Origin of the sequence: Pseudomonas sp. L13, from assembly GCF_009935965.1 — a bacterium.
GTDB classification, from domain to species: Bacteria; Pseudomonadota; Gammaproteobacteria; order Pseudomonadales; family Pseudomonadaceae; genus Aquipseudomonas; species Aquipseudomonas lactis.
Genome location: NZ_QODJ01000032.1, coordinates 54,746 through 72,529, shown reverse-complemented (window position 1 = coordinate 72,529; position 17,784 = coordinate 54,746). Strand labels below are relative to the sequence as shown.

Sequence of the window (17,784 nt, the reverse complement as noted above, 5' to 3'; positions counted from 1 at the left end):
CCACGAATTCAAGCCTGCGTTCGGCCAGCGTGGTTTAACGGGGCGCCTAAGATCAAGATCACAAGCAGATCAAGAGCAGATCAAGAGCAGATCAAGAGCGGCTCGCTTCACATCGTGGTGACGTGGGAGAAAAGTGGCCTACTCAGTGCATCTTGCTATGGTCCATCTTGCTATGGTCCATGCCATCCAAGCCACGCGCCGTTGCCTTCACTTCGACGGCCTGCTTTTCACCCTTGGCATCTTGCACCGTCAGGGTCAGCGGCACCTCGTCGCCCTCCTTGATCTGGGCGGTCAGGCCCATCAGCATCACGTGGTAGCCGTTCGGGTCGAGCTTGACGGCTTTACCTGCCGGCAGGGCCACCGAATCCACCGGGCCCATGCGCATCACGTCGTCCTTCATGCTCATCTCATGAATCTGCACGTCCTTGGCCACTGGCGAAGCGACGCTCAGCAGTTTGCTGTCGCTGTCGGCGGTGAGGGTCATGAAGGCACCGCTGGAGGGCTGACCCGGTACGGAGGCGCGCACCCAGGCGTCGGTCACTTGTACTTGTACTTGGGCGCTGGCGTGGGCGGCGAGGCCCAGCAGGGTGAGGCCGAGGGTGAGACGCTTGAGGTGTTGAACGGCAGTCATTAGCAGACCTCCATGACGGTGAGCAGGTCTTCTGCGCACTCTTGAGCGGTAAGGGATGCCTGCAAGCCAAGGCGCAGGTTGCCACGGGTGTCGAACACGAAACTGGTGGCGGTGTGGGAAAGGGTATAGGTATCGCCGGCGGGGATCTTTTCATAAAAGATCCCGAACTCCTTGGCGGCCACGGCGATTTCTTCCGGGGTGCCGTAGAGCGCTTCGAAACTGGGGTCGAAGGCCTTGACGTAATTGTTGAGAATCTCGGGGGTGTCACGCTCGGGGTCCAGGGTGATAAACACCACCTGCATGATCTTGCCATCGCGGCCCATCAGTTTCTTGGCCTGGGCGGCGCGGGCCAGGGCGGTCGGGCAGACCGCCGGGCACTGGGTGAAGCCGAAGAACACCACCGGCATCAGGCCGCGGTACGAGCTCAGGGTGACGGTTTCGCCGTCGGTGTTCTTAAGCTTGAAGGTGCGGCCCATGATCTTGTCACTGAGGTCCTTGCCGTACTTGAAGTTCAGCTTGGGGCTGTAGTCACAGCCGCCCAGCAGGCTGCCCAGGCCCAACAGGCCCATGCCGGTCAGCACTTTGCGGCGGGTGAATAACGTACTCATCAACTGTGCATCCTGTGAAACGCCTGCAAGGCAGTAGAGCTGCCCCACCAGGCTTTGAAAAGGAGTAACGAGAAGGGTGCAGAGTCTAGCAACCCTGGCCCGTGCGCGTAATCTGCGACGTTCTGCCACAGGGGCGCGGCCCATTTCGTGCTTTTGTGGCTTCGGTGGTAGAGTCGCCGCCATGAAATTGCGCCACTCTGACCGCTCACTGATCGCCTGGGCCCTGTACTTCTGCGTGCTGATGAACCTGTTCGCCTGCGGTTTGGGGCATGGTCAGATGATGGGCCAGCAGCTCAACGGCATCGGCGGGCTGTTCTGTTCGGTGGATGGCGGCCAGTCGCCCATTTCCGACAAAGGGTTGGCAAACCCGTCTTCCAGCAACATCTCGAACTACTTTGCCTGCCCAGTGTGCAACGCGGTTACCGTCGCCCTGGTGTTCCTGATCGGCCTGACCTGGCTGCTCGGTCTTACGCAAACCCCACGTGTCGCCCATGAACGGCGCAACAAGGCGCCGCCGCGGTATTCCTGGCCCTCGGCCAACCCGCGCGCTTCTCCCGCATCCTGACGTGTGCCTTGGGCTTCCTGTCATCAGGAGGCATTCTCTCGTCACGATGGTGAGTACGTTTTATGAACCCTCAATTGCCTGCCGGCGCCAGCCGCCTGGTCAGCAAGGCGTCGCGGCGCCTGCGTGCGCAGCCGACGCTGCCTGACTACCCGAGCAATTCGCGCTGTTTCGTGCACCTGGATGCACGGCTGCTGCCTCACTGGCATACCTTGTTCGACATCTGCCCGGCGCTGCTCAGGCTCGACCCACCGGAGGGCCTGAACCTGTTTCGCGCCTTCATGACCTGGGCCTATCGCAACCAGCCACCGCTGGACTGGACCTACCATCTGAACGTATGCCGCTGGTTACTGAGTTCGGCGTACCGCACGCAGATCGATGAGGAACCGATCGAAGCCTTCATGGCCGCCGCGGCCGCGCGTTGGGTGCTCACCGACGACAGCCCGTCGGCAGGCATTGTCCTGAACTGGCGCGGCTGGACCCTGTTCGACTGGAAGGGCCACCCTTCGATAGCCACGCAGCAACCGGCATTGCCGCCGCCCGCCTGGGATTTCGCCTGGTGCCCATTGAATGCGCAAGGCACCTTCAGCGGCTGGCTGTCGGTGCCATGAAACGCCGAATCTGATAGCGAACCGAGGGCCGTCACGCCGCCAGGGGTTTTCTCGCCATGGTCTTTTTGTGCGCGGCCTTCATCGCTTCCATCTCAGCCCCCAGCTCCTCGAGAAGGGCTTTACCCAAGAGCTTTTTAGCTTGTGGGAACATCTCGGTTTCTTCTTCTTCGATATGGTGCTCAAGCAGTTCCTTGACCACTTTGACGCGACCGGAAAACTCGGTGGACGATGGGTCGGTTTTCTTCAAGTCCGGCAGTACCAGCGAGTCGACGGTACGGTGCTCCTCCTTGGCTTCGTGGTACATGATGTCCTGCTCCTTGCCCCCGGCTTTTCTGAACGCGGGGTAGAGGATCTCTTCTTCAAGTTGGGTGTGCAGGGTGATTTCCATTTCGAGTTTTGCCAGCAACTCGGTACGTTTTTTTACCCCGCGTTCAGTGGATTCGCTCAACTGGGTCAGAAGGGTCTTGACGCGTTCATGGTCGGCTTTCAGAAGATCGATGGCATTCATAGGTAACCTCACGGAGGGTATGCGGGCGTGTCGAAGTGCACGCCTGGTGGTGAGGGGCGTTGCATTAGGCGTACCAATTTTCATGATATAAAAATGTGTTTTAAATCAATTAGTTGAGTTTGCCTATGCGCTTTGCTGTCGTGCAGCTTGCATGGTCGGGTTGCGGCGACATTGCACAACGCCCAACCGGCGCTGACGCTCCAGCGCAACGGCGCAGGCCTTAAAGCGTGGCTTGAAAATCCAATGGAACCCTTGGCGCATCTGCTTGACCTAACGCTTAGACTTCAGGAGGTGAATTATGCAAATAGAGTATATCTGGATCGTATTGGCGGTGATTCTGCTGCTCTTGGAACTCTGGGCGATCAATATCGTTTTGCGCAGCACTGGCGGATGGGAGACCAAGGGGTTGTGGGTGGTGGTGCTGGTGTTCGTGCCGTTGCTGGGGTTGATTGCATGGGCGATGTTCGGGCCCAAGCGTGAGATGGCGCAGCAGCGTAAGAGCTGAAGTGGTGAGTGATAAAAAACAGGCGCCCATGGGGCGCCTGTTTTCATTGCGGTAAACCGATCAGCCGCCGACGGCCTTGGCAATCGCCTCATTGAACGCCGGTAGATCGTCCGGCATGCGCGAGGTAATCAAGGTCCAGCCATTGGCCTGGCACTCTTTAACCTCGGCATCCACCACGCTGGCAGCGCCGGCGTTTTCAAGGTCGATGCGCACGCTTTTATAGGCGGTCAGGGTTTTGCCCTTGACCACCCCGGCGTCGATCAGCGTCCATGGCCCGTGGCAGATCGCTGCGATGGTCTTGCCGGCCTGCACGAATTCATTGATCAAGCGCAGCGCGGCGGCATCCTGGCGCAGTGTATCGGCATTCACCGTGCCGCCCGGGATGACCAGCGCATCGAAGTCGGCGCTGAGCACATCCGACAGCTGCACGTCTGATTCCACGGTCTGGTCTTTTTCCGTGTCGCCGACAAATGTCTGGGTGGTGCCGCCTTTGCTGGAGGCGTGCGTCACGGTCGCGCCGTAGCCACGCAGTGTCTCCAGCGGCTTGAGCAGCTCGTCGCGCTCGATACCGGTGTTGGAGGTGATGACGAGGATGTGCTTGCCGTTGAGTTGCGAGCTCATGGTCGAGTGTCTCCTTAAGTCATGGATCGATTAATGGGCGTATTTGGTTTGCAGTTCCTTGGCCATTTTCAGGTGGGCTTCAAGGGTGGGCAGGGTCTTGGTGGCGAAGGCTTTCAGCTCGGGATTGTCCGAGGAGGCTGCTTCTTTCTTGAACAGTTCGACGGTTTTTTCATGGGCCGCCACCTGGTTGTTGGCGTAGGCCTTGTCGAAGGATTCATCGCGCATTTCCAGAATGGCTTTCTTCGCCTGGTCGGTAAGCGCGGCGTCATCGGGGACTTCGATATCGAGTTTTTTCGCCAGGGTCATCAATTCCTGATTGGCTTTGGTGTGGTCGGTTACCATATGCTGGGCGAAGGTCTTCACGTCCGCCGAGCTGCTTTTTTCCAGGGCCAGTTTGCCCGCTTCCACCTCGGTGATACCGCCCTCGGCGGCGTTGTCGACAAAGTCATTGGAGGTCGCCGCCATCGCGGTGGACATCGAGCCTGCAATCAGCATGAAGGTAAGGCCCATCGGTTTCATCAGTCGAGTTTTCATGGTGTCTCTCCTTGGAAATGGCGGGATGCCGTTACCTGACTGTTGAATGGAGAGGGGCGTAAAAGGTTTAAAATTTTTTGCGCTTTTTTGCCCAGTGGTGAGGGAGGGCAATTGACTTGAACCAATCCGGATTCGCAGGGTTCTGCTGCACAGGGCCGTCATCTCAGCGGCCCGCCATTGCCAGGAGGATTGCACTGTGACCGTTCATAAGACCACCGATAAAACCCCCGACCCCATCAGCTCTGAAGACGCGCAAAAAGGTAATGCCGAAGCCACCAAAGGGCAGACGCTTGAACCAGCCAATCCCAAGACCGAAACCATCGACAAAGTCGTGACGCCGACCTCGATCAAGGACATTGAACGGCAAACGGATGCAATCAATGAGAAGCTCAACAACGGGCGTTGAACCTGCTGAGTTGATCGTTGGCGAGGGAGCTTGCTCCCGTGGCGGCTTGAAAGCTGCCACTGCTGCTTTGTTATAAATAAATATAATAATTAGCTTAGATTAAAATGTGCTTTTTATTATCTATGACCATCCCCTAGTCTTGCCTGGAAGTCCCCTTAGGCCATCCAGGAAGATTTGCCATGAGCAGCGTCACGCCGATTTCCAGTGTTTCCAGCAATGTGCGCCAGCGGGTCACGCCGCAAGAATGGGAGGTGCGGGTCAAGCTGGCCGCGGCCTACCGACTGGCGGCGTTGTACAAGTGGACCGACCATATCTACACGCATTTCTCGGCGCGGGTGCCAGGGCCCGAGGCGCATTTCCTGATCAATGCTTTTGGGCTGTTGTTCGACGAAATCAGCGCTTCCAACCTAGTCAAAGTCGATCTGGACGGCACCATCGTCGATGACCCCACGGGCCTGGGGATCAACTACGCCGGCTATGTGATCCACAGCGCCATCCACGGTGCACGCCATGACTTGCAAGCGGTGCTGCACACCCACACCCGCGACGGTATAGCGGTGTCGGCGCAGAAGCACGGGTTGTTGCCGATCTCACAGCACGCTATCGCGTTCTCGGGGCGTGTGGCTTACCACGGTTACGAGGGCGTGGCCCTGGACCTGGATGAGCGTGAACGGCTGGTGGCGGATCTGGGCGACAAGAGTGTGATGATCCTGCGTAACCACGGCTTGTTGACGGGCGGCGTCAGCGTCGAGCATGCCTTCCAGCAACTGCAAAGCCTGGAGCGAGCGTGCAACATCCAGATCGCGGCACAGGCGGCGGGGAATGCCGAGTTGATCTTCCCACCGGCAGAGGTGGTGGCCAAGGTTGAGCAGCAGGCCAAGGTATTCAGCAACGGTGAAGGCCCAGGCGTGGCGCGACATTGGAATGCGCTGGTGCGTCAGCTTGAGCGAACAGACACCGACTACAAAAACTGAGGGCTTGCTCCAAATAATATTTAATTAACAGCCTCGCGCATCGCAATGCTGGGTTGCGCTGCCGGGCTCGGCGCGCCCGTGCGGTCCGCCAGGTAACGCGCCGGCGGTTGACCCATGGCCTTGCGGAACATGGTGATAAACCCGCTGGCATTTTCATAACCCAAATCCAGCGCCACGCTCTGCACACTCTCGCCGTTGGCCAGGCGTTGCAGTGAAAGGATCACATGCAACTGGCGGCGCCAGCGACCGAAGCTCAGGCCGATTTCTTCCAGCAGCAGGCGAGTCATGCTGCGTTCGCTCATGCCGATGCGCACGGCCCATTCGCCCAAGGTGGATTTGTCGCCGGGGTTGGCCAATAGGCTGTTGGCCAGCCGATGCAAGCGAGGGTCTTGGGGCATCGGCAAATGCAGGGCTTCGATGGGGGCCTGGGCCAACTCATCGAGTAATGTCGCCACCAGCCGGCCCTGGGCGCCGTCTTCGGCGTAGAGCTGCGGGAAACTCACCGCCTTGCCGATCAATTCGTGCAGCAATGGCGACACCGACAGCGTGCAACATTGCCGGGGCAGGGCGCTGGCAGCGTCCGGGTTGATCAACAGGCAATACACGTCTGCTTCGCCAGCGCCACGGGCCGCGTGGGTCACACCGCCGGGAATCCACAACGCGCATTGCGGCGGCACGATCCAGATACCCGCCTCGATCACACAATGTACAACGCCGCGCAAGGTGTAGATCAATTGCCCGTGTTGATGGTGGTGAGGGGTATGTTCCCAGCGCTCGGAGGTACTCGAGGCGCCCACGGCCACTATCGAGCGAGGGATGGCGGCGGCGTCGCGAACCCGGCAGGGGTCGTAATGGTCGAGGCGGTGATGGACCATGGTGGGAACTGCCTTGGCTGGATTGCGAAACATTCTGGCTATTCTATGCAATGCTGTCCAGCGACCTGCGCTCTATGATGAGAACCAATCTCATCCAAGGAGCTTTGCCATGCGACTCGACAGTTCAACTTTCCCCGTGGTGAAAATCTTTTTCGACGCGCCTGACGACGGCGGGGTGGAAGATGCTTTCCTGATCTTCGAACGCCTGCTGGCCCGTGAGCAGTCCTTCTTGCTGCTGCACGAAAAAGCCGTGGATGAAAACGATCACGAACACGCCCACGAAGAGCGCAAGCGCGCCTCCATCTGGATGAAGAAAAACAAAGCGGCCTTGCGCGCCTACGTCAAAGGCATGATCCAGGTGGAGCCCAGCGCCGCCAAGCGCCTGGCTCTCAAGCCCTTCGCCGTGACGTTCGGCAAGGCCTGGGGCTACCCGCTGCTGGTGGTGGAGTCCAAGGACCGTGCCTGGGCGTTGGCCCAGGACGTGCTGGACGCAGAAGTGTCGGATGTGGCGCATTTCTAAGCCTGGCCAGAGCTCGACAGCGCCCACAATTGAACTACCTTGATTGACGAGCCTTCCCACTCGGTAATCAAGCATGCGCACTTTATGGACGCGGTATCTGGCGTTGCTGGAAAACGACCTGAGCACGCAGATTTTCGACAACGTCAAGAACCTGTTGGTCTGCGCGTTGTTGTTTGCGGCGGGGACCAACGCGCTGGTGGGGCCGCACGATTTGCTGATCGGTCTGTTTGCTTCCAGCGTCGCGGGATGGGGCTTGATTGTGCTGTCGACGCTGCTGATGTTGTTGAACGTCAGCGACGGCATTCGCCGGCTGGCCAAATTGCGTTATCACTTGGCGTTGCAACTGTTGCTTATCCTGATCTACGTGGTGGTTGCCGAGCGGGTGGTAGAGATTGTGTGGGTGTTGCGCGCCCACTGAAGTATCCTCCGCGCCTCGTTTACCACTGATTCAAACAAACATGACAGGACAAGCTATGCAGGCGCTGCTGGAGTCGATCCTCGACGAAGTGCGCCCCTTGATCGGCCTCGGCAAAGTTGCCGATTACATTCCCGCGCTGGCCGACGTGCCCGCCCACCAACTTGGCATTGCGGTCTACGGTAACGACGGCGCGGCTTACTGCGCCGGTGATGCCGACACGCTGTTTTCGGTGCAGAGCATTTCCAAGGTCTTCAGCCTGGTGCAGGCCATCGACCATGGCGGCGAAACCATCTGGGAACGCCTGGGCCACGAGCCATCGGGGCAGCCGTTCAACTCCATGGTGCAGCTGGAATTCGAACGTGGCCGCCCGCGCAACCCCTTTATCAACGCTGGCGCGTTGGTGATCTGCGACATCAACCAGTCACGCTTTGCCGTGCCGATTCTGTCGATGCGCGATTTTGTACGGCGCCTGTCGGGCAACCCGCAGATCCTGGTCAACAGCGTCGTGGCCGAATCCGAAGCCCAGCACGGTGCGCGCAATGCGGCCATGGCCTACCTGATGAAGTCGTTCGGCAACTTTCATAACGATGTGGACGCAGTGCTGCACAGCTACTTCAACTATTGCGCGTTGCAGATGAGCTGCCTGGACTTGGCCCGAGCGTTCAGCTTTCTGGCCAACGAAGGCGTGAGTGCCCACAGTGGCGAGCAGGTGCTGACGGCGCGCCAGACCAAGCAAGTAAACTCGATCATGGCCACCAGCGGGCTGTATGACGAGGCGGGCAATTTTGCCTACCGCGTGGGCCTGCCGGGCAAGAGCGGAGTCGGCGGCGGGATTGTCGCGGTAGTGCCGGGGCAGTTTACGGTGTGCGTGTGGTCGCCGGAGTTGAACGCGGCGGGCAATTCACTGGCGGGGATGAAGGCGTTGGAGTTGTTGAGTGAGCGGATTGGGTGGTCGGTTTTTTGAGATCATTCCCACGGGCATGGGGACGAGCATCGGACTGAAGTCGAATCGGCGCTCAAAACGCAGTGCACCACACTTCATCTCGTTCAGTCCAGGTTGTCATAAATTAGGCGGTCTCTTTCAAGAATTCAGTTTCGATGTCGCCGGTACTGGACGTGCGTTTGGCTGTCCATTTCTCAAAAGAGGGGGAGCCGTTAACGTAATCCGCTTCCCAACGCCACGAACCGCCACTGGTTTCAAACCAGAGCACGGTCTCGTCTCGACCATCTCCGTAAAAGTGATAGTGGCCACTGACGGGCTCCGATATGCTGGTAAGCAAATAATGAAATTCTCCACTGAAGGAACCTGCTGACTCATCGAACTTTTTAATAGCCAGACGGAATACGTTACTGGATCCGCCGTCGTAGTTTCCGGATAGAGAGTAGGTCATGGGCATTTCCTGATAAGTAGCGAGAGAGGAAAGTGATACGCAGTCATACTGCGTGAAAGTTCTCTTACGAGTACCTGTAGGAAATGACAGTTTTTTATAACGTTACTTCATAAGAATCGCCTTCCGGCTCCCTTTACTGAATGCTTGCGTGGCATATTTCAGTGTGTAGATGCCGCTATTCGGTCGGTCCCACGCTCTGCGTGGTAATGCATGCAGTGACGCTCGGCGTCACCTCGCACAGCCTGACGCAGAGCGCCCGGGCATGCAGAGCTTGGGAACGGTCACTGTAGGAGCGAGCTTGCTCGCGAAAAACGCCCAGGCTCTGCGGTCTTCCAGGTTGCCCGCGTCATCGTTGACGATCTTCGCGAGCAAGCTCGCTCCTACAGTGGGTAAGGGCGCGGCGCGAGCGTCAGGTCAAGTGGCTGGGTGGGTGTCATCCAATGCCTTGTCTACGAGCAACTGCACACCTTCGAGCATGCGGCAGATGCCCAGCGCTACGTTGCGTTGGGTACCGTCGATTTCAAAGGCTAGCTGGGTAGCGATGTCACTGATGGAGGCTAGATCCTGGGACGCGTTGATCAGCAGGGTTTCGGTGCCCAGGCCGGGGCGCACATTGAAGAGTTGTTCTGGTGGGTTGGGGCTGTCTTTGATCATGGTGAAACTCCAAGGGATATGGAGCTGCCACGGTTCGCGGTCAAACGAATTAGGGTGGCAGCTATACGCGGGTTGACCGACCGGTCCCAAGGAGCCCGGCATACCCGGAGGTATCCCGCGTACAGCTGCCGCGACACGATACAGCAGGCGTAAAGAAAACGCCTGATTCGATGTGGCACAGATGCAGTTGGGAGTCGGACGGTCAAATCCGGTCGCTGAATTGGCAGCGACGGCCCAGAGGTTAGTCAGTGAAGTTCCGAGCGACAACCTGAAACAGCTGTGGGAAACGTCCGAGACCATACCCCACTGTAGGAGCGAGCTTGCTCGCGAAAAACGCCCAGGCTCTGCGGTCATCCAGGTGCCCGCGTCATCGTTGACGATCTTCGCGAGCAAGCTCGCTCCTACAGTGGGTTAGCGGCGGGGTCTGTTGAGGCGCGGCACGATCATGCCCACCTCACGCTGATAACGCCGATACCGCTCACCAAACAGCGCCACCAAATCCCGCTCTTCGAAACGGGCGCCAATGAACAGATACACCGACATCCCCAGCGCAAACACCAGATGCCCCACGGTCATGTGCGGTGTTGCCCAAAAGGCGATCAGGAAGCCCAGGTACAGCGGATGGCGCACGACTTTGTAGAGCAGCGGCGTCCTGAATGTCGGGCCCGATTGTGGGGCGTCGCGCCAGCGATCAATGGCCTGTTTCAGCCCGAACAACTCGAAGTGACTGATCAAACAGGTTGCCAGCACCACAATGCCCCAGCCCAGCCAGAACAGGCCAGTCAGCAGTGCCTTGGCCCAGGCGGCGTCTACCTCCCAAACGGTTTCTGTAATAGGTCGCCACTGCCAGAACAGCAGCGCGAGCATTAGGCTGGAGAGCAACACATAGGTAGAACGCTCCACCGCTGACGGGGCGAAGACTGCCAGCCAGCGCTTGAAACGTTTACGCGCCATGGCGCTGTGCTGGACGCCAAACACAATGATCAGTGACGCATTGATCATGAGTGCCAGCGCCCAGTCGACGCGTGCGCCGGAGTCGATGTGTTTGGGGACGACCCCAGCCCCTACGAAGCCCATCATGTAAAGCAAGGTGAATAGGAAAACCAGGTAGCAGCAGCTGCTATAGACCAGGCCAGCCAGGCGTGCCGTGGGGTTATTTGATGGAGGTTGCCGTTTCATGAACGATTCCTTTCGCACATGGTGAATGGGTAAGCCAATCGATGACTGGCCCGCTCAGACTAACGGCATTCCCCCTAGGCGGTAACCTGTTGGAATTGACAGTTGCAAGAGCGATTGGCGATTTAACTGACGTTCAACCTATCCAACAAGCTATACCAGGCCACGCCCGCGCCAATGGGAGCCCCGGTGCTGTTGCAGTGCTCAAGGGCGCTTAATAGTTCGGCGCGGAACCTGGAATGAATCGAAGCCTCAGGTACACCGGCGACTCATTGTGGGAGCTGGCTTGCCTGCGAAAGCGGTGGTTCAGTTGGAGACTCAGAGACTGCCACACCGCCTTCGCGGGCAAGCCCGCTCCCACAGGGGATCTGTGTCAGGCGCTGACCTTGTGGGCAATACATGGCCAGCTCCCACATTTTGTTCTTTGAGCTGTAGGTGAGCCCAAACAAAAAATGCGCCCCTGGGGCGCATTCTTTTGCTCGGTCAGCTATCGCCTATCAGGCCGTCGCATCCCAGGCCCGATCACCGTGCTCGTCCTTGATCCGAGTCGGCAAGCCCATCACATCCAGCGCCTTGAGGAACGGCTCAGCCGGCAGTTCCTCAACGTTGGCCATGTGCTTCACATCCCACTCACCACGCGCCACCAGCAGCGCAGCGGCTACCGGTGGTACGCCTGCGGTGTAGGAGATGCCCTGGCTGTCGGTTTCGGCATAGGCCTCTTCGTGATCAGCCACGTTGTAGATAAACATCTCACGCGGTTGGCCATTCTTGGTGCCTTTGACCAGGTCACCGATGCAGGTCTTGCCGGTGTAGCCAGGCGCAAGCGAAGACGGGTCGGGCAGCACGGCCTTGACCACTTTCAACGGCACCACTTCCAGGCCTTCGGCGGTCTTGACCGGCTGTTCGGAGAGCAGGCCGAGGTTTTTCAGCACGGTGAACACGTTGATGTAGTGTTCGCCGAAGCTCATCCAGAAACGCACGTTGGGCACGTCGAGGTTTTTCGACAGCGAGTGCACTTCATCGTGGCCGGTGAGGTAGAGGTTCTGCGAGCCGACTACCGGCAGGTCGTCGGTGCGTTTGACTTCGAACATGGTGTTGCTGGTCCACTGGCTGTTCTGCCAGCTCCACACCTGCCCGGTGAATTCGCGGAAGTTGATTTCCGGATCGAAATTGGTGGCGAAGTATTTGCCATGGGAGCCGGCATTGACGTCGAGAATGTCGATCGAATCAATGCGGTCGAAATGCTGTTGCTGCGCCAGCGCGGCGTACGCGTTGACGACACCTGGGTCGAAGCCCACGCCAAGGATGGCGGTGATGTTCTTCTGTTTGCACTCTTGCAGGTGGTTCCACTCGTAGTTGCCGTACCACGGCGGGGTCTCGCAGACCTTGCCCGGCTCTTCGTGGATGGCGGTGTCCAGGTAAGCCACGCCCGTGTCGATGCAGGCACGCAGTACCGACATGTTGAGGAACGCGGAGCCCACGTTGATGACGATCTGCGATTCGGTCTCGCGGATCAGGGCCTTGGTCGCTTCCACGTCCAGGGCGTTCAGCGCGAAGGCTTGGATATCGGCGGGAACCTTGAGGCTACCCTTGGCCTTGACGCTGTCGATGATGGCCTGGCATTTGGAGATGTTGCGCGACGCGATAGCAATACGACCGAGTTCGTCGTTGTGCTGCGCGCACTTGTGGGCCACCACCTTGGCGACACCTCCTGCACCAATGATAAGAACGTTCTTTTTCAATTGCTTTATCTCTCCTTTATCCGCCAGCTCAGGACAGGCTGGACAGGTAGTCGTCGTAACCAAATTCACGAACCACCTCGACTGTACCGTCGAGTTGTTTCACTACGATGGACGGCATTTTCAGGCCGTTGAACCAGTTTTTCTTGACCATGGTGTAGCCTGCGGTGTCGATGAACGACAGCCGATCGCCGATGGCCAGCGGACGATCAAATTGATACTCGCCGAAGATGTCCCCGGCCAGGCAGGATTTGCCGCACACCATGACGGTGTGTTCACCCTCGCTCGGCGCCAGCTTGGCGTTGAGGCGGTAGATCAGCAGGTCCAGCAGGTGGGCTTCGATGGAGCTGTCGACCACGGCGAGATTCTTGCCGTTGTAGAGGGTGTCGAGCACGGTGACTTCCAGGGAGGCGATGTTGGTGATCGCCGCTTCGCCGGGTTCCAGGTAGACCTGCACGCCGTACTTCTCGGAGAAGGCTTTGAGCCGCGCGCAGAACGCGTCCAGTGCATAGCCCTCACCGGTGAAATGGATTCCGCCGCCGAGGCTGACCCACTTGACCTTGTGCAACAGCGCACCGAAGCGTTCCTCGATGGTGCCGAGCATCTTGTCGAACAGGCTGAAGTCGCCGTTCTCGCAGTTGTTGTGGAACATGAAGCCGGAGATCTGATCGATCACGCCATCGATCTTCACCGGGTCCCACTCGCCCAGGCGGCTGAACGGGCGCGCCGGGTCGGCCAGCAGGTAGTCAGAGCTGCTCACCTGCGGGTTCACACGCAGGCCGCGTGTCTTGCCTTCGCTGCGTTCGGCAAAACGCTGCAGTTGGCTGATGGAGTTGAAGATGATCTTGTCGCAGTTCTCCAGCATCTCTTCGATTTCATCGTCGGCCCAGGCCACGCTGTAGGCGTGCGCTTCACCTTCGAACTTCTGGCGACCGAGCTTGAGTTCATACAGCGACGACGAGGTGGTGCCGTCCATGTATTGCTGCATCAAGTCGAACACCGACCAGGTGGCAAAGCACTTGAGCGCCAGCAGAGCCTTGGCGCCGGACTGTTCGCGCACGTAGGCAATCTTCTGCATGTTGACCAGAAGCTTCTGTTTATCGATGAGGTAGTACGGCGTTTTGATCATTTTTGAGAGCCTGCGGCGGTGCCTGCCAAAAAAGGACACGCATTGTGCCCGCACTTGGAACAGATCGAAAGGTTAGCCGGCGGTTTTTGCGCGCCACGTTAAGCATAGGGCCTAAGTATGACCGTTCATAAGAATCACCCCGCCCAAACTGTGGGAGCGCTCGAGCCTGAGCGAGGCCGCGATGACGGCCGCCCTGGCACCCCAAACACCCACAGTAGCGCCGCTAATATCATGCCCACCTAAACATGAGTAAATCTTGTGATGATCTAGAACAAAATGAGTTTGTCTCAAGACACCCCTCTGCCGACAATGACCGCCATCAATCACACCATCGGAGTTGTAAGTCATGGCAGTCGCTCATTCCCTCGGGTTTCCACGCATTGGACGCGATCGTGAACTGAAAAAAGCGCAGGAAGCGTTCTGGAAGGGTGAGCTCGACGAAGCCGGCCTGCGCGCCGTTGGCCGTGATTTGCGCAGCACCCACTGGGCGGTGCAACAGCAAGCCGGCATCGAACTGTTGCCGGTGGGTGATTTTGCCTGGTACGACCAGGTGCTGACCCACTCGCTGATGTTCGGCGTGGTCCCTGAGCGGTTCCGCCCGGCGGATGGCCAGGCCACGTTGCATACCTTGTTCGCCATGGCCCGTGGCGTCAGTGACAGCTGCTGCGGTGGTGCCCATGCCCAGGAGATGACCAAGTGGTTCGATACCAACTATCACTACCTGGTGCCGGAGTTCAGCGTCGATCAGCAATTCCACCTGGCGTGGGACCAGTTGTTCGAAGAGGTCCAGGAAGCCCTCGACCTGGGGCACCGCGTCAAGCCGGTGGTGATCGGCCCGCTGACTTATTTGTGGCTGGGCAAGGCCAAGGGCGCTGATTTTGACAAGCTCGACCTGCTCGAGCGCCTGCTGCCGCTGTATGGCCAGATCTTCCAGCGCCTGGCCGAATTAGGTGTGGAGTGGGTGCAGATCGACGAGCCGATCCTGGCGCTCGATCTGCCTCAGGACTGGAAGAACGCTTTTGAGCGAGCCTATAACCTGATCCAGCGCGACCCGCTGAAAAAATTGGTGGCCACTTACTTCGGCGGCCTGGAAGAAAACCTTGGCCTGGCTGCCAACCTGCCGGTGGATGGCCTGCATATCGACCTGGTGCGTGCGCCGGACCAGTACCCGACCATTCTCGACCGCCTGCCAGCGTACAAGGTGCTGTCCCTGGGCGTGGTCAACGGCCGAAACGTGTGGCGCTGCGACCTGGAAAAAGCCCTGGCCACCTTGCAGCATGCCCATGAGAAGTTGGGCGATCGCCTGTGGGTCGCGCCGTCCTGCTCGCTGCTGCACAGCCCGGTGGACGTGGAACGGGAAGACCAGTTGGATGCCGAACTGAAAAGCTGGCTGGCCTTCGCCGTGCAAAAGTGTGCGGAAGTGGCGCTACTGGCCAAGGCGGTTGACCAGCCGTCAGCACCTGACGTACTCGCCGCCCTAGCCGAAAGCCGCGCCGTGCAGGTGGCTCGTGCTGCATCGTCACGTATCCATAAACCCGCTGTTCAGGCCCGTGTCGCCGCCATTACTGCCCAGGACTGCCAGCGTCAGTCGCCGTTTGCCCAGCGCATCGAAAAACAGCGGGCCGGGCTTAACCTGCCGTTGTTCCCGACCACCACCATCGGCTCGTTCCCACAGACCGCGTCGATCCGTCTGGCGCGCCAGTCGTACAAGGCGGGCAAGTTGAGCGAAGCCGAATACATCGAAGCCATGCACAGTGAGATCAAGCATGCCGTTGAGGTGCAGGAAAATCTTGGGCTGGATGTGCTGGTGCACGGTGAAGCCGAGCGTAACGACATGGTCGAGTACTTCGCCGAACAACTCGATGGCTACGCGTTCACCCGCTTTGGCTGGGTGCAGAGCTATGGTTCGCGCTGTGTGAAACCCGCTGTGATTGTCGGTGACCTGAGCCGCCTGAACGCCATGACCGTGGAGTGGATTCGCTATGCCCAAGGCCTCACCGACAAGGTGATGAAGGGCATGCTCACAGGCCCGGTGACCATGCTGATGTGGTCGTTCCCACGGGAAGACCTGAGCCGCGAAGTACAAGCCCGGCAACTGGCGTTGGCGATTCGTGACGAAGTAGTGGACCTGGAAGCGGCCGGTATCAAGATCGTGCAGATCGACGAAGCGGCCTTTCGTGAGGGCTTGCCGTTGCGCCAGGCGCACTGGCAGCACTACCTCGACTGGGCCACCGAAGTGTTCCGCCTGTGTGCCAGTGGCGTGGGCGATGAAACCCAGATCCACACCCACATGTGCTACAGCGAATTCAACGATGTGATCGAGTCCATCGCCGCCATGGATGCCGACGTGATCACCATCGAAACCTCACGCTCGGACATGGAGCTGCTCGAGGCGTTCGAAGCCTTCGCCTACCCGAATGAGATCGGCCCGGGGGTCTACGACATCCACTCGCCACGGGTGCCGGATGCCTCGGAAATGGCCAACTTGCTGCGCAAGGCCGCCAAGCGGATTCCGGCAGAGCGCCTGTGGGTGAACCCCGATTGCGGCTTGAAGACGCGGGGCTGGCCGGAGACCGAGGCGGCGCTCATTCATATGGTCACCGCCGCTCGCCAACTGCGGGCTGAACTGGCGTAGGAGCGAGCTTGCTCGCGAAAAACGTCAACGATTACGCGTAGCTTCTGAATGAACGCGGCGCCTGTGAGCTTTTCGCGAGTAAGCTCGCTCCTACAAGGGGAGGGGGCAATTTCGCCCCCTGCATCAGGTCAGAGGTATTTGAGCCACGCCAGGTCGCGCCGCCGGGCTTTCAGGCCGGCGAACCAACGTACCGGCAAGTACAGGGCAACCGGCAACAGCAGCGCTGCCAACCACACCGCACCGATACCGTCGAAGCCAAAGTAATTGCCATGGTTGAGGCCAACCAGCGCAACGCAGGCCACATAGAGGATTTTCAATACGTAGAGGTGCAACAGATAAAAGAACATCGGCGCCGCGCCGAACACTGCCAGCACGCCGATCCAGCGCTTATGCCCGGCGCGTTCAAATGCCAGCAGCAACAGCAAGCCAATCCCCAGGGTCAACGCCAGGAACAACAGCGAAGGTGGGTACTTGGTGATGTTGAAAAAGCTCATCAGCGTCAGCACGCCGCTGTCATACACCTGCCAGGGCTGCTCGCCGTAACCATTAAGCGCGCGCAACAGCCCAAAACCCACCAACGCGCCCACGCCCGCAATCAGCAAATAACGCTGACGCACAGCCGGCAGCGTGGCATTGGCAAACCATGGCCCGAGGCCGTAACCCAGGGCAATCACACCGATCCATGGCAGCACCGGGTAGGTGGTGCGCAGGCGCAGGTTGTCAGACACTTCAATCCAGTTGCGCTCATGCAAGATCGTCCACGGCACATGCAACATCGAACCCGGTGCAAAGTGCAGCCCATCCAGCAGGTTGTGCCCGGCAATAATCACCAGCGCCAAGCCGATCAGCCAGGCACGCGGCAGCCAGACCAACGCGGCAAGGGCGATCATGCTGATGCCGATGGCCCAGATCACCTGCATATAGATCACGCTGGGCGGCAGTTGGAAGGTCCACGCGAAGTTGACCAGGGTGAATTCCAGCACCACCAGGAACAGCCCGCGCTTGAACAAAAATGCCGATACATCACGACGGCCCTGATATTTCTGGCCATACAGCCACGCCGACAATCCGGTGAGCAGCACAAATACCGGCGCACACAGGTGGGCGAGGGTGCGGCTGAAAAACAACGCAGGCTCGGTGCTGTCGATGCTCATCGGGTCGCTGACCTGGCGGTGCAGCAAGAAGGTTTCACGCACGTGGTCCAGCAACATGAACAGGATCACCAGGCCGCGCAGGGCGTCGATGGAGAGCAGGCGTTTGCGTAAAGTCATAGCGTCAGTCATAAGT

The 17,784-nt window shown here is 59.0% G+C and carries 21 protein-coding genes; 9 read left to right on the top strand and 12 right to left on the bottom strand.

The features are described 5' to 3' along the window. Positions 1–142: 142 nt before the first annotated feature. Positions 143–631 (bottom strand): copper chaperone PCu(A)C, encoded by a 489-nt coding sequence (locus DK871_RS17130; protein ID WP_161905955.1) that lies wholly within the window; start codon positions 629–631, stop codon positions 143–145. Continuing rightward, on the bottom strand, positions 631–1,239 hold the full coding sequence (locus DK871_RS17125; RefSeq protein ID WP_003191741.1) for an SCO family protein: 609 nt from the start codon (positions 1,237–1,239) through the stop codon (positions 631–633). Before DK871_RS17125 ends, DK871_RS17130 begins: the two co-directional genes overlap by 1 nt. A 181-nt stretch (positions 1,240–1,420) precedes the next feature. On the opposite strand from DK871_RS17125, the gene DK871_RS17120 reads away from it, so the two are divergent. Together DK871_RS17120 and DK871_RS17115 are read left to right on the top strand one after the other, a co-directional pair. Continuing rightward, entirely contained in the window at positions 1,421–1,804 is a 384-nt protein-coding gene (locus tag DK871_RS17120) for a DUF2946 domain-containing protein (RefSeq protein ID WP_161905953.1), read from the top strand. A gap of 62 nt (positions 1,805–1,866) precedes the next feature. After that, positions 1,867–2,412, top strand: coding sequence for a putative natural product biosynthesis protein (locus DK871_RS17115; protein WP_161905951.1), 546 nt, complete (start codon positions 1,867–1,869; stop codon positions 2,410–2,412). 31 nt (positions 2,413–2,443) lie between these two features. Here the strand turns inward: DK871_RS17115 and DK871_RS17110 are convergent, their stop codons facing one another. Next, positions 2,444–2,920: a hemerythrin domain-containing protein gene (locus DK871_RS17110; RefSeq protein WP_044274139.1), complete on the bottom strand. Its 477-nt coding sequence runs from the start codon at positions 2,918–2,920 to the stop codon at positions 2,444–2,446. 298 nt (positions 2,921–3,218) lie between these two features. Between DK871_RS17110 and DK871_RS17105 the strand changes: the two genes are divergently transcribed. Next, on the top strand, positions 3,219–3,425 hold the full coding sequence (locus DK871_RS17105; RefSeq protein WP_032896961.1) for a hypothetical protein: 207 nt from the start codon (positions 3,219–3,221) through the stop codon (positions 3,423–3,425). Positions 3,426–3,485: 60 nt separating this feature from the next. On the opposite strand, the gene DK871_RS17100 is transcribed toward DK871_RS17105, so the two are convergent. After that, the gene (locus DK871_RS17100; protein WP_161905950.1) at positions 3,486–4,046 is read right to left on the bottom strand and encodes a type 1 glutamine amidotransferase domain-containing protein; all 561 of its coding nucleotides are present in this window, start codon (positions 4,044–4,046) and stop codon (positions 3,486–3,488) included. A gap of 30 nt (positions 4,047–4,076) precedes the next feature. After that, positions 4,077–4,580: a DUF4142 domain-containing protein gene (locus DK871_RS17095; protein WP_161905948.1), complete on the bottom strand. Its 504-nt coding sequence runs from the start codon at positions 4,578–4,580 to the stop codon at positions 4,077–4,079. 196 nt (positions 4,581–4,776) lie between these two features. Between DK871_RS17095 and DK871_RS17090 the strand changes: the two genes are divergently transcribed. Both DK871_RS17090 and DK871_RS17085 read left to right on the top strand, forming a co-directional pair. Continuing rightward, positions 4,777–4,986 (top strand): hypothetical protein, encoded by a 210-nt coding sequence (locus tag DK871_RS17090; RefSeq protein ID WP_003191725.1) that lies wholly within the window; start codon positions 4,777–4,779, stop codon positions 4,984–4,986. A gap of 179 nt (positions 4,987–5,165) precedes the next feature. Further along, positions 5,166–5,960 (top strand): class II aldolase/adducin family protein, encoded by a 795-nt coding sequence (locus DK871_RS17085; RefSeq protein WP_161905946.1) that lies wholly within the window; start codon positions 5,166–5,168, stop codon positions 5,958–5,960. A gap of 20 nt (positions 5,961–5,980) precedes the next feature. Here DK871_RS17085 and DK871_RS17080 read toward each other — a convergent pair whose 3' ends face one another. After that, on the bottom strand, positions 5,981–6,835 hold the full coding sequence (locus DK871_RS17080) for a helix-turn-helix domain-containing protein (protein WP_161905957.1): 855 nt from the start codon (positions 6,833–6,835) through the stop codon (positions 5,981–5,983). A 109-nt stretch (positions 6,836–6,944) separates the two neighbouring features. On the opposite strand from DK871_RS17080, the gene DK871_RS17075 reads away from it, so the two are divergent. The 3 genes from DK871_RS17075 to glsB all read left to right on the top strand — a co-directional run bounded on the left by DK871_RS17075 (position 6,945) and on the right by glsB (position 8,737). Further along, positions 6,945–7,355 (top strand): hypothetical protein, encoded by a 411-nt coding sequence (locus DK871_RS17075; RefSeq protein WP_161905944.1) that lies wholly within the window; start codon positions 6,945–6,947, stop codon positions 7,353–7,355. A 73-nt stretch (positions 7,356–7,428) separates the two neighbouring features. Continuing rightward, a complete protein-coding gene (locus DK871_RS17070; protein WP_003191720.1) occupies positions 7,429–7,773 on the top strand; it encodes a hypothetical protein in 345 nt (114 codons plus the stop codon). A gap of 55 nt (positions 7,774–7,828) precedes the next feature. Continuing rightward, positions 7,829–8,737, top strand: coding sequence for a glutaminase B (gene glsB, locus DK871_RS17065; protein WP_003191719.1), 909 nt, complete (start codon positions 7,829–7,831; stop codon positions 8,735–8,737). Between the two features lie 103 nt (positions 8,738–8,840). Here the strand turns inward: glsB and DK871_RS17060 are convergent, their stop codons facing one another. The 5 genes from DK871_RS17060 to DK871_RS17040 form a co-directional block, all read right to left on the bottom strand. Next, on the bottom strand, positions 8,841–9,164 hold the full coding sequence (locus DK871_RS17060; protein ID WP_161905942.1) for a hypothetical protein: 324 nt from the start codon (positions 9,162–9,164) through the stop codon (positions 8,841–8,843). Between the two features lie 414 nt (positions 9,165–9,578). Next, positions 9,579–9,818, bottom strand: a complete 240-nt coding sequence (locus DK871_RS17055) for a DUF6124 family protein (protein WP_161905940.1) — start codon at positions 9,816–9,818, stop codon at positions 9,579–9,581. A 411-nt stretch (positions 9,819–10,229) separates the two neighbouring features. After that, positions 10,230–10,997: a methanethiol S-methyltransferase gene (gene mddA, locus DK871_RS17050; protein ID WP_161905938.1), complete on the bottom strand. Its 768-nt coding sequence runs from the start codon at positions 10,995–10,997 to the stop codon at positions 10,230–10,232. A gap of 494 nt (positions 10,998–11,491) precedes the next feature. Further along, positions 11,492–12,736 carry a saccharopine dehydrogenase family protein gene (locus DK871_RS17045; RefSeq protein WP_047711026.1) on the bottom strand — a complete coding sequence of 415 codons (1,245 nt, stop codon included), beginning with the start codon at positions 12,734–12,736 and terminating at the stop codon, positions 11,492–11,494. 28 nt (positions 12,737–12,764) lie between these two features. Next, entirely contained in the window at positions 12,765–13,862 is a 1,098-nt protein-coding gene (locus tag DK871_RS17040) for a carboxynorspermidine decarboxylase (RefSeq protein WP_161905936.1), read from the bottom strand. Positions 13,863–14,208: 346 nt separating this feature from the next. Between DK871_RS17040 and metE the strand changes: the two genes are divergently transcribed. Then, entirely contained in the window at positions 14,209–16,497 is a 2,289-nt protein-coding gene (gene metE, locus DK871_RS17035) for a 5-methyltetrahydropteroyltriglutamate--homocysteine S-methyltransferase (protein WP_161905935.1), read from the top strand. A 128-nt stretch (positions 16,498–16,625) separates the two neighbouring features. On the opposite strand, the gene DK871_RS17030 is transcribed toward metE, so the two are convergent. Next, positions 16,626–17,780: a DUF1624 domain-containing protein gene (locus tag DK871_RS17030; protein ID WP_161905933.1), complete on the bottom strand. Its 1,155-nt coding sequence runs from the start codon at positions 17,778–17,780 to the stop codon at positions 16,626–16,628. Between the last annotated feature and the right edge of the window lie 4 nt (positions 17,781–17,784).

Excerpts from the sequence above, each read along its gene's own strand:
- DK871_RS17085 (WP_161905946.1), top strand. The coding sequence starts at position 5,166 with ATGAGCAGCGTCACGCCGATTTCCAGTGTTTCCAGCAATGTGCGCCAG.
- DK871_RS17115 (WP_161905951.1), top strand. The coding sequence starts at position 1,867 with ATGAACCCTCAATTGCCTGCCGGCGCCAGCCGCCTGGTCAGCAAGGCG.
- glsB (WP_003191719.1), top strand. The coding sequence starts at position 7,829 with ATGCAGGCGCTGCTGGAGTCGATCCTCGACGAAGTGCGCCCCTTGATC.
- DK871_RS17095 (WP_161905948.1), bottom strand. The coding sequence starts at position 4,580 with ATGAAAACTCGACTGATGAAACCGATGGGCCTTACCTTCATGCTGATT.
- mddA (WP_161905938.1), bottom strand. The coding sequence starts at position 10,997 with ATGAAACGGCAACCTCCATCAAATAACCCCACGGCACGCCTGGCTGGC.
- DK871_RS17070 (WP_003191720.1), top strand. The coding sequence starts at position 7,429 with ATGCGCACTTTATGGACGCGGTATCTGGCGTTGCTGGAAAACGACCTG.
- DK871_RS17105 (WP_032896961.1), top strand. The coding sequence starts at position 3,219 with ATGCAAATAGAGTATATCTGGATCGTATTGGCGGTGATTCTGCTGCTC.
- DK871_RS17100 (WP_161905950.1), bottom strand. The coding sequence starts at position 4,046 with ATGAGCTCGCAACTCAACGGCAAGCACATCCTCGTCATCACCTCCAAC.
- DK871_RS17080 (WP_161905957.1), bottom strand. The coding sequence starts at position 6,835 with ATGGTCCATCACCGCCTCGACCATTACGACCCCTGCCGGGTTCGCGAC.
- metE (WP_161905935.1), top strand. The coding sequence starts at position 14,209 with ATGGCAGTCGCTCATTCCCTCGGGTTTCCACGCATTGGACGCGATCGT.
- DK871_RS17125 (WP_003191741.1), bottom strand. The coding sequence starts at position 1,239 with ATGAGTACGTTATTCACCCGCCGCAAAGTGCTGACCGGCATGGGCCTG.
- DK871_RS17040 (WP_161905936.1), bottom strand. The coding sequence starts at position 13,862 with ATGATCAAAACGCCGTACTACCTCATCGATAAACAGAAGCTTCTGGTC.
- DK871_RS17030 (WP_161905933.1), bottom strand. The coding sequence starts at position 17,780 with ATGACTGACGCTATGACTTTACGCAAACGCCTGCTCTCCATCGACGCC.
- DK871_RS17060 (WP_161905942.1), bottom strand. The coding sequence starts at position 9,164 with ATGACCTACTCTCTATCCGGAAACTACGACGGCGGATCCAGTAACGTA.
- DK871_RS17130 (WP_161905955.1), bottom strand. The coding sequence starts at position 631 with ATGACTGCCGTTCAACACCTCAAGCGTCTCACCCTCGGCCTCACCCTG.
- DK871_RS17120 (WP_161905953.1), top strand. The coding sequence starts at position 1,421 with ATGAAATTGCGCCACTCTGACCGCTCACTGATCGCCTGGGCCCTGTAC.
- DK871_RS17075 (WP_161905944.1), top strand. The coding sequence starts at position 6,945 with ATGCGACTCGACAGTTCAACTTTCCCCGTGGTGAAAATCTTTTTCGAC.
- DK871_RS17055 (WP_161905940.1), bottom strand. The coding sequence starts at position 9,818 with ATGATCAAAGACAGCCCCAACCCACCAGAACAACTCTTCAATGTGCGC.
- DK871_RS17110 (WP_044274139.1), bottom strand. The coding sequence starts at position 2,920 with ATGAATGCCATCGATCTTCTGAAAGCCGACCATGAACGCGTCAAGACC.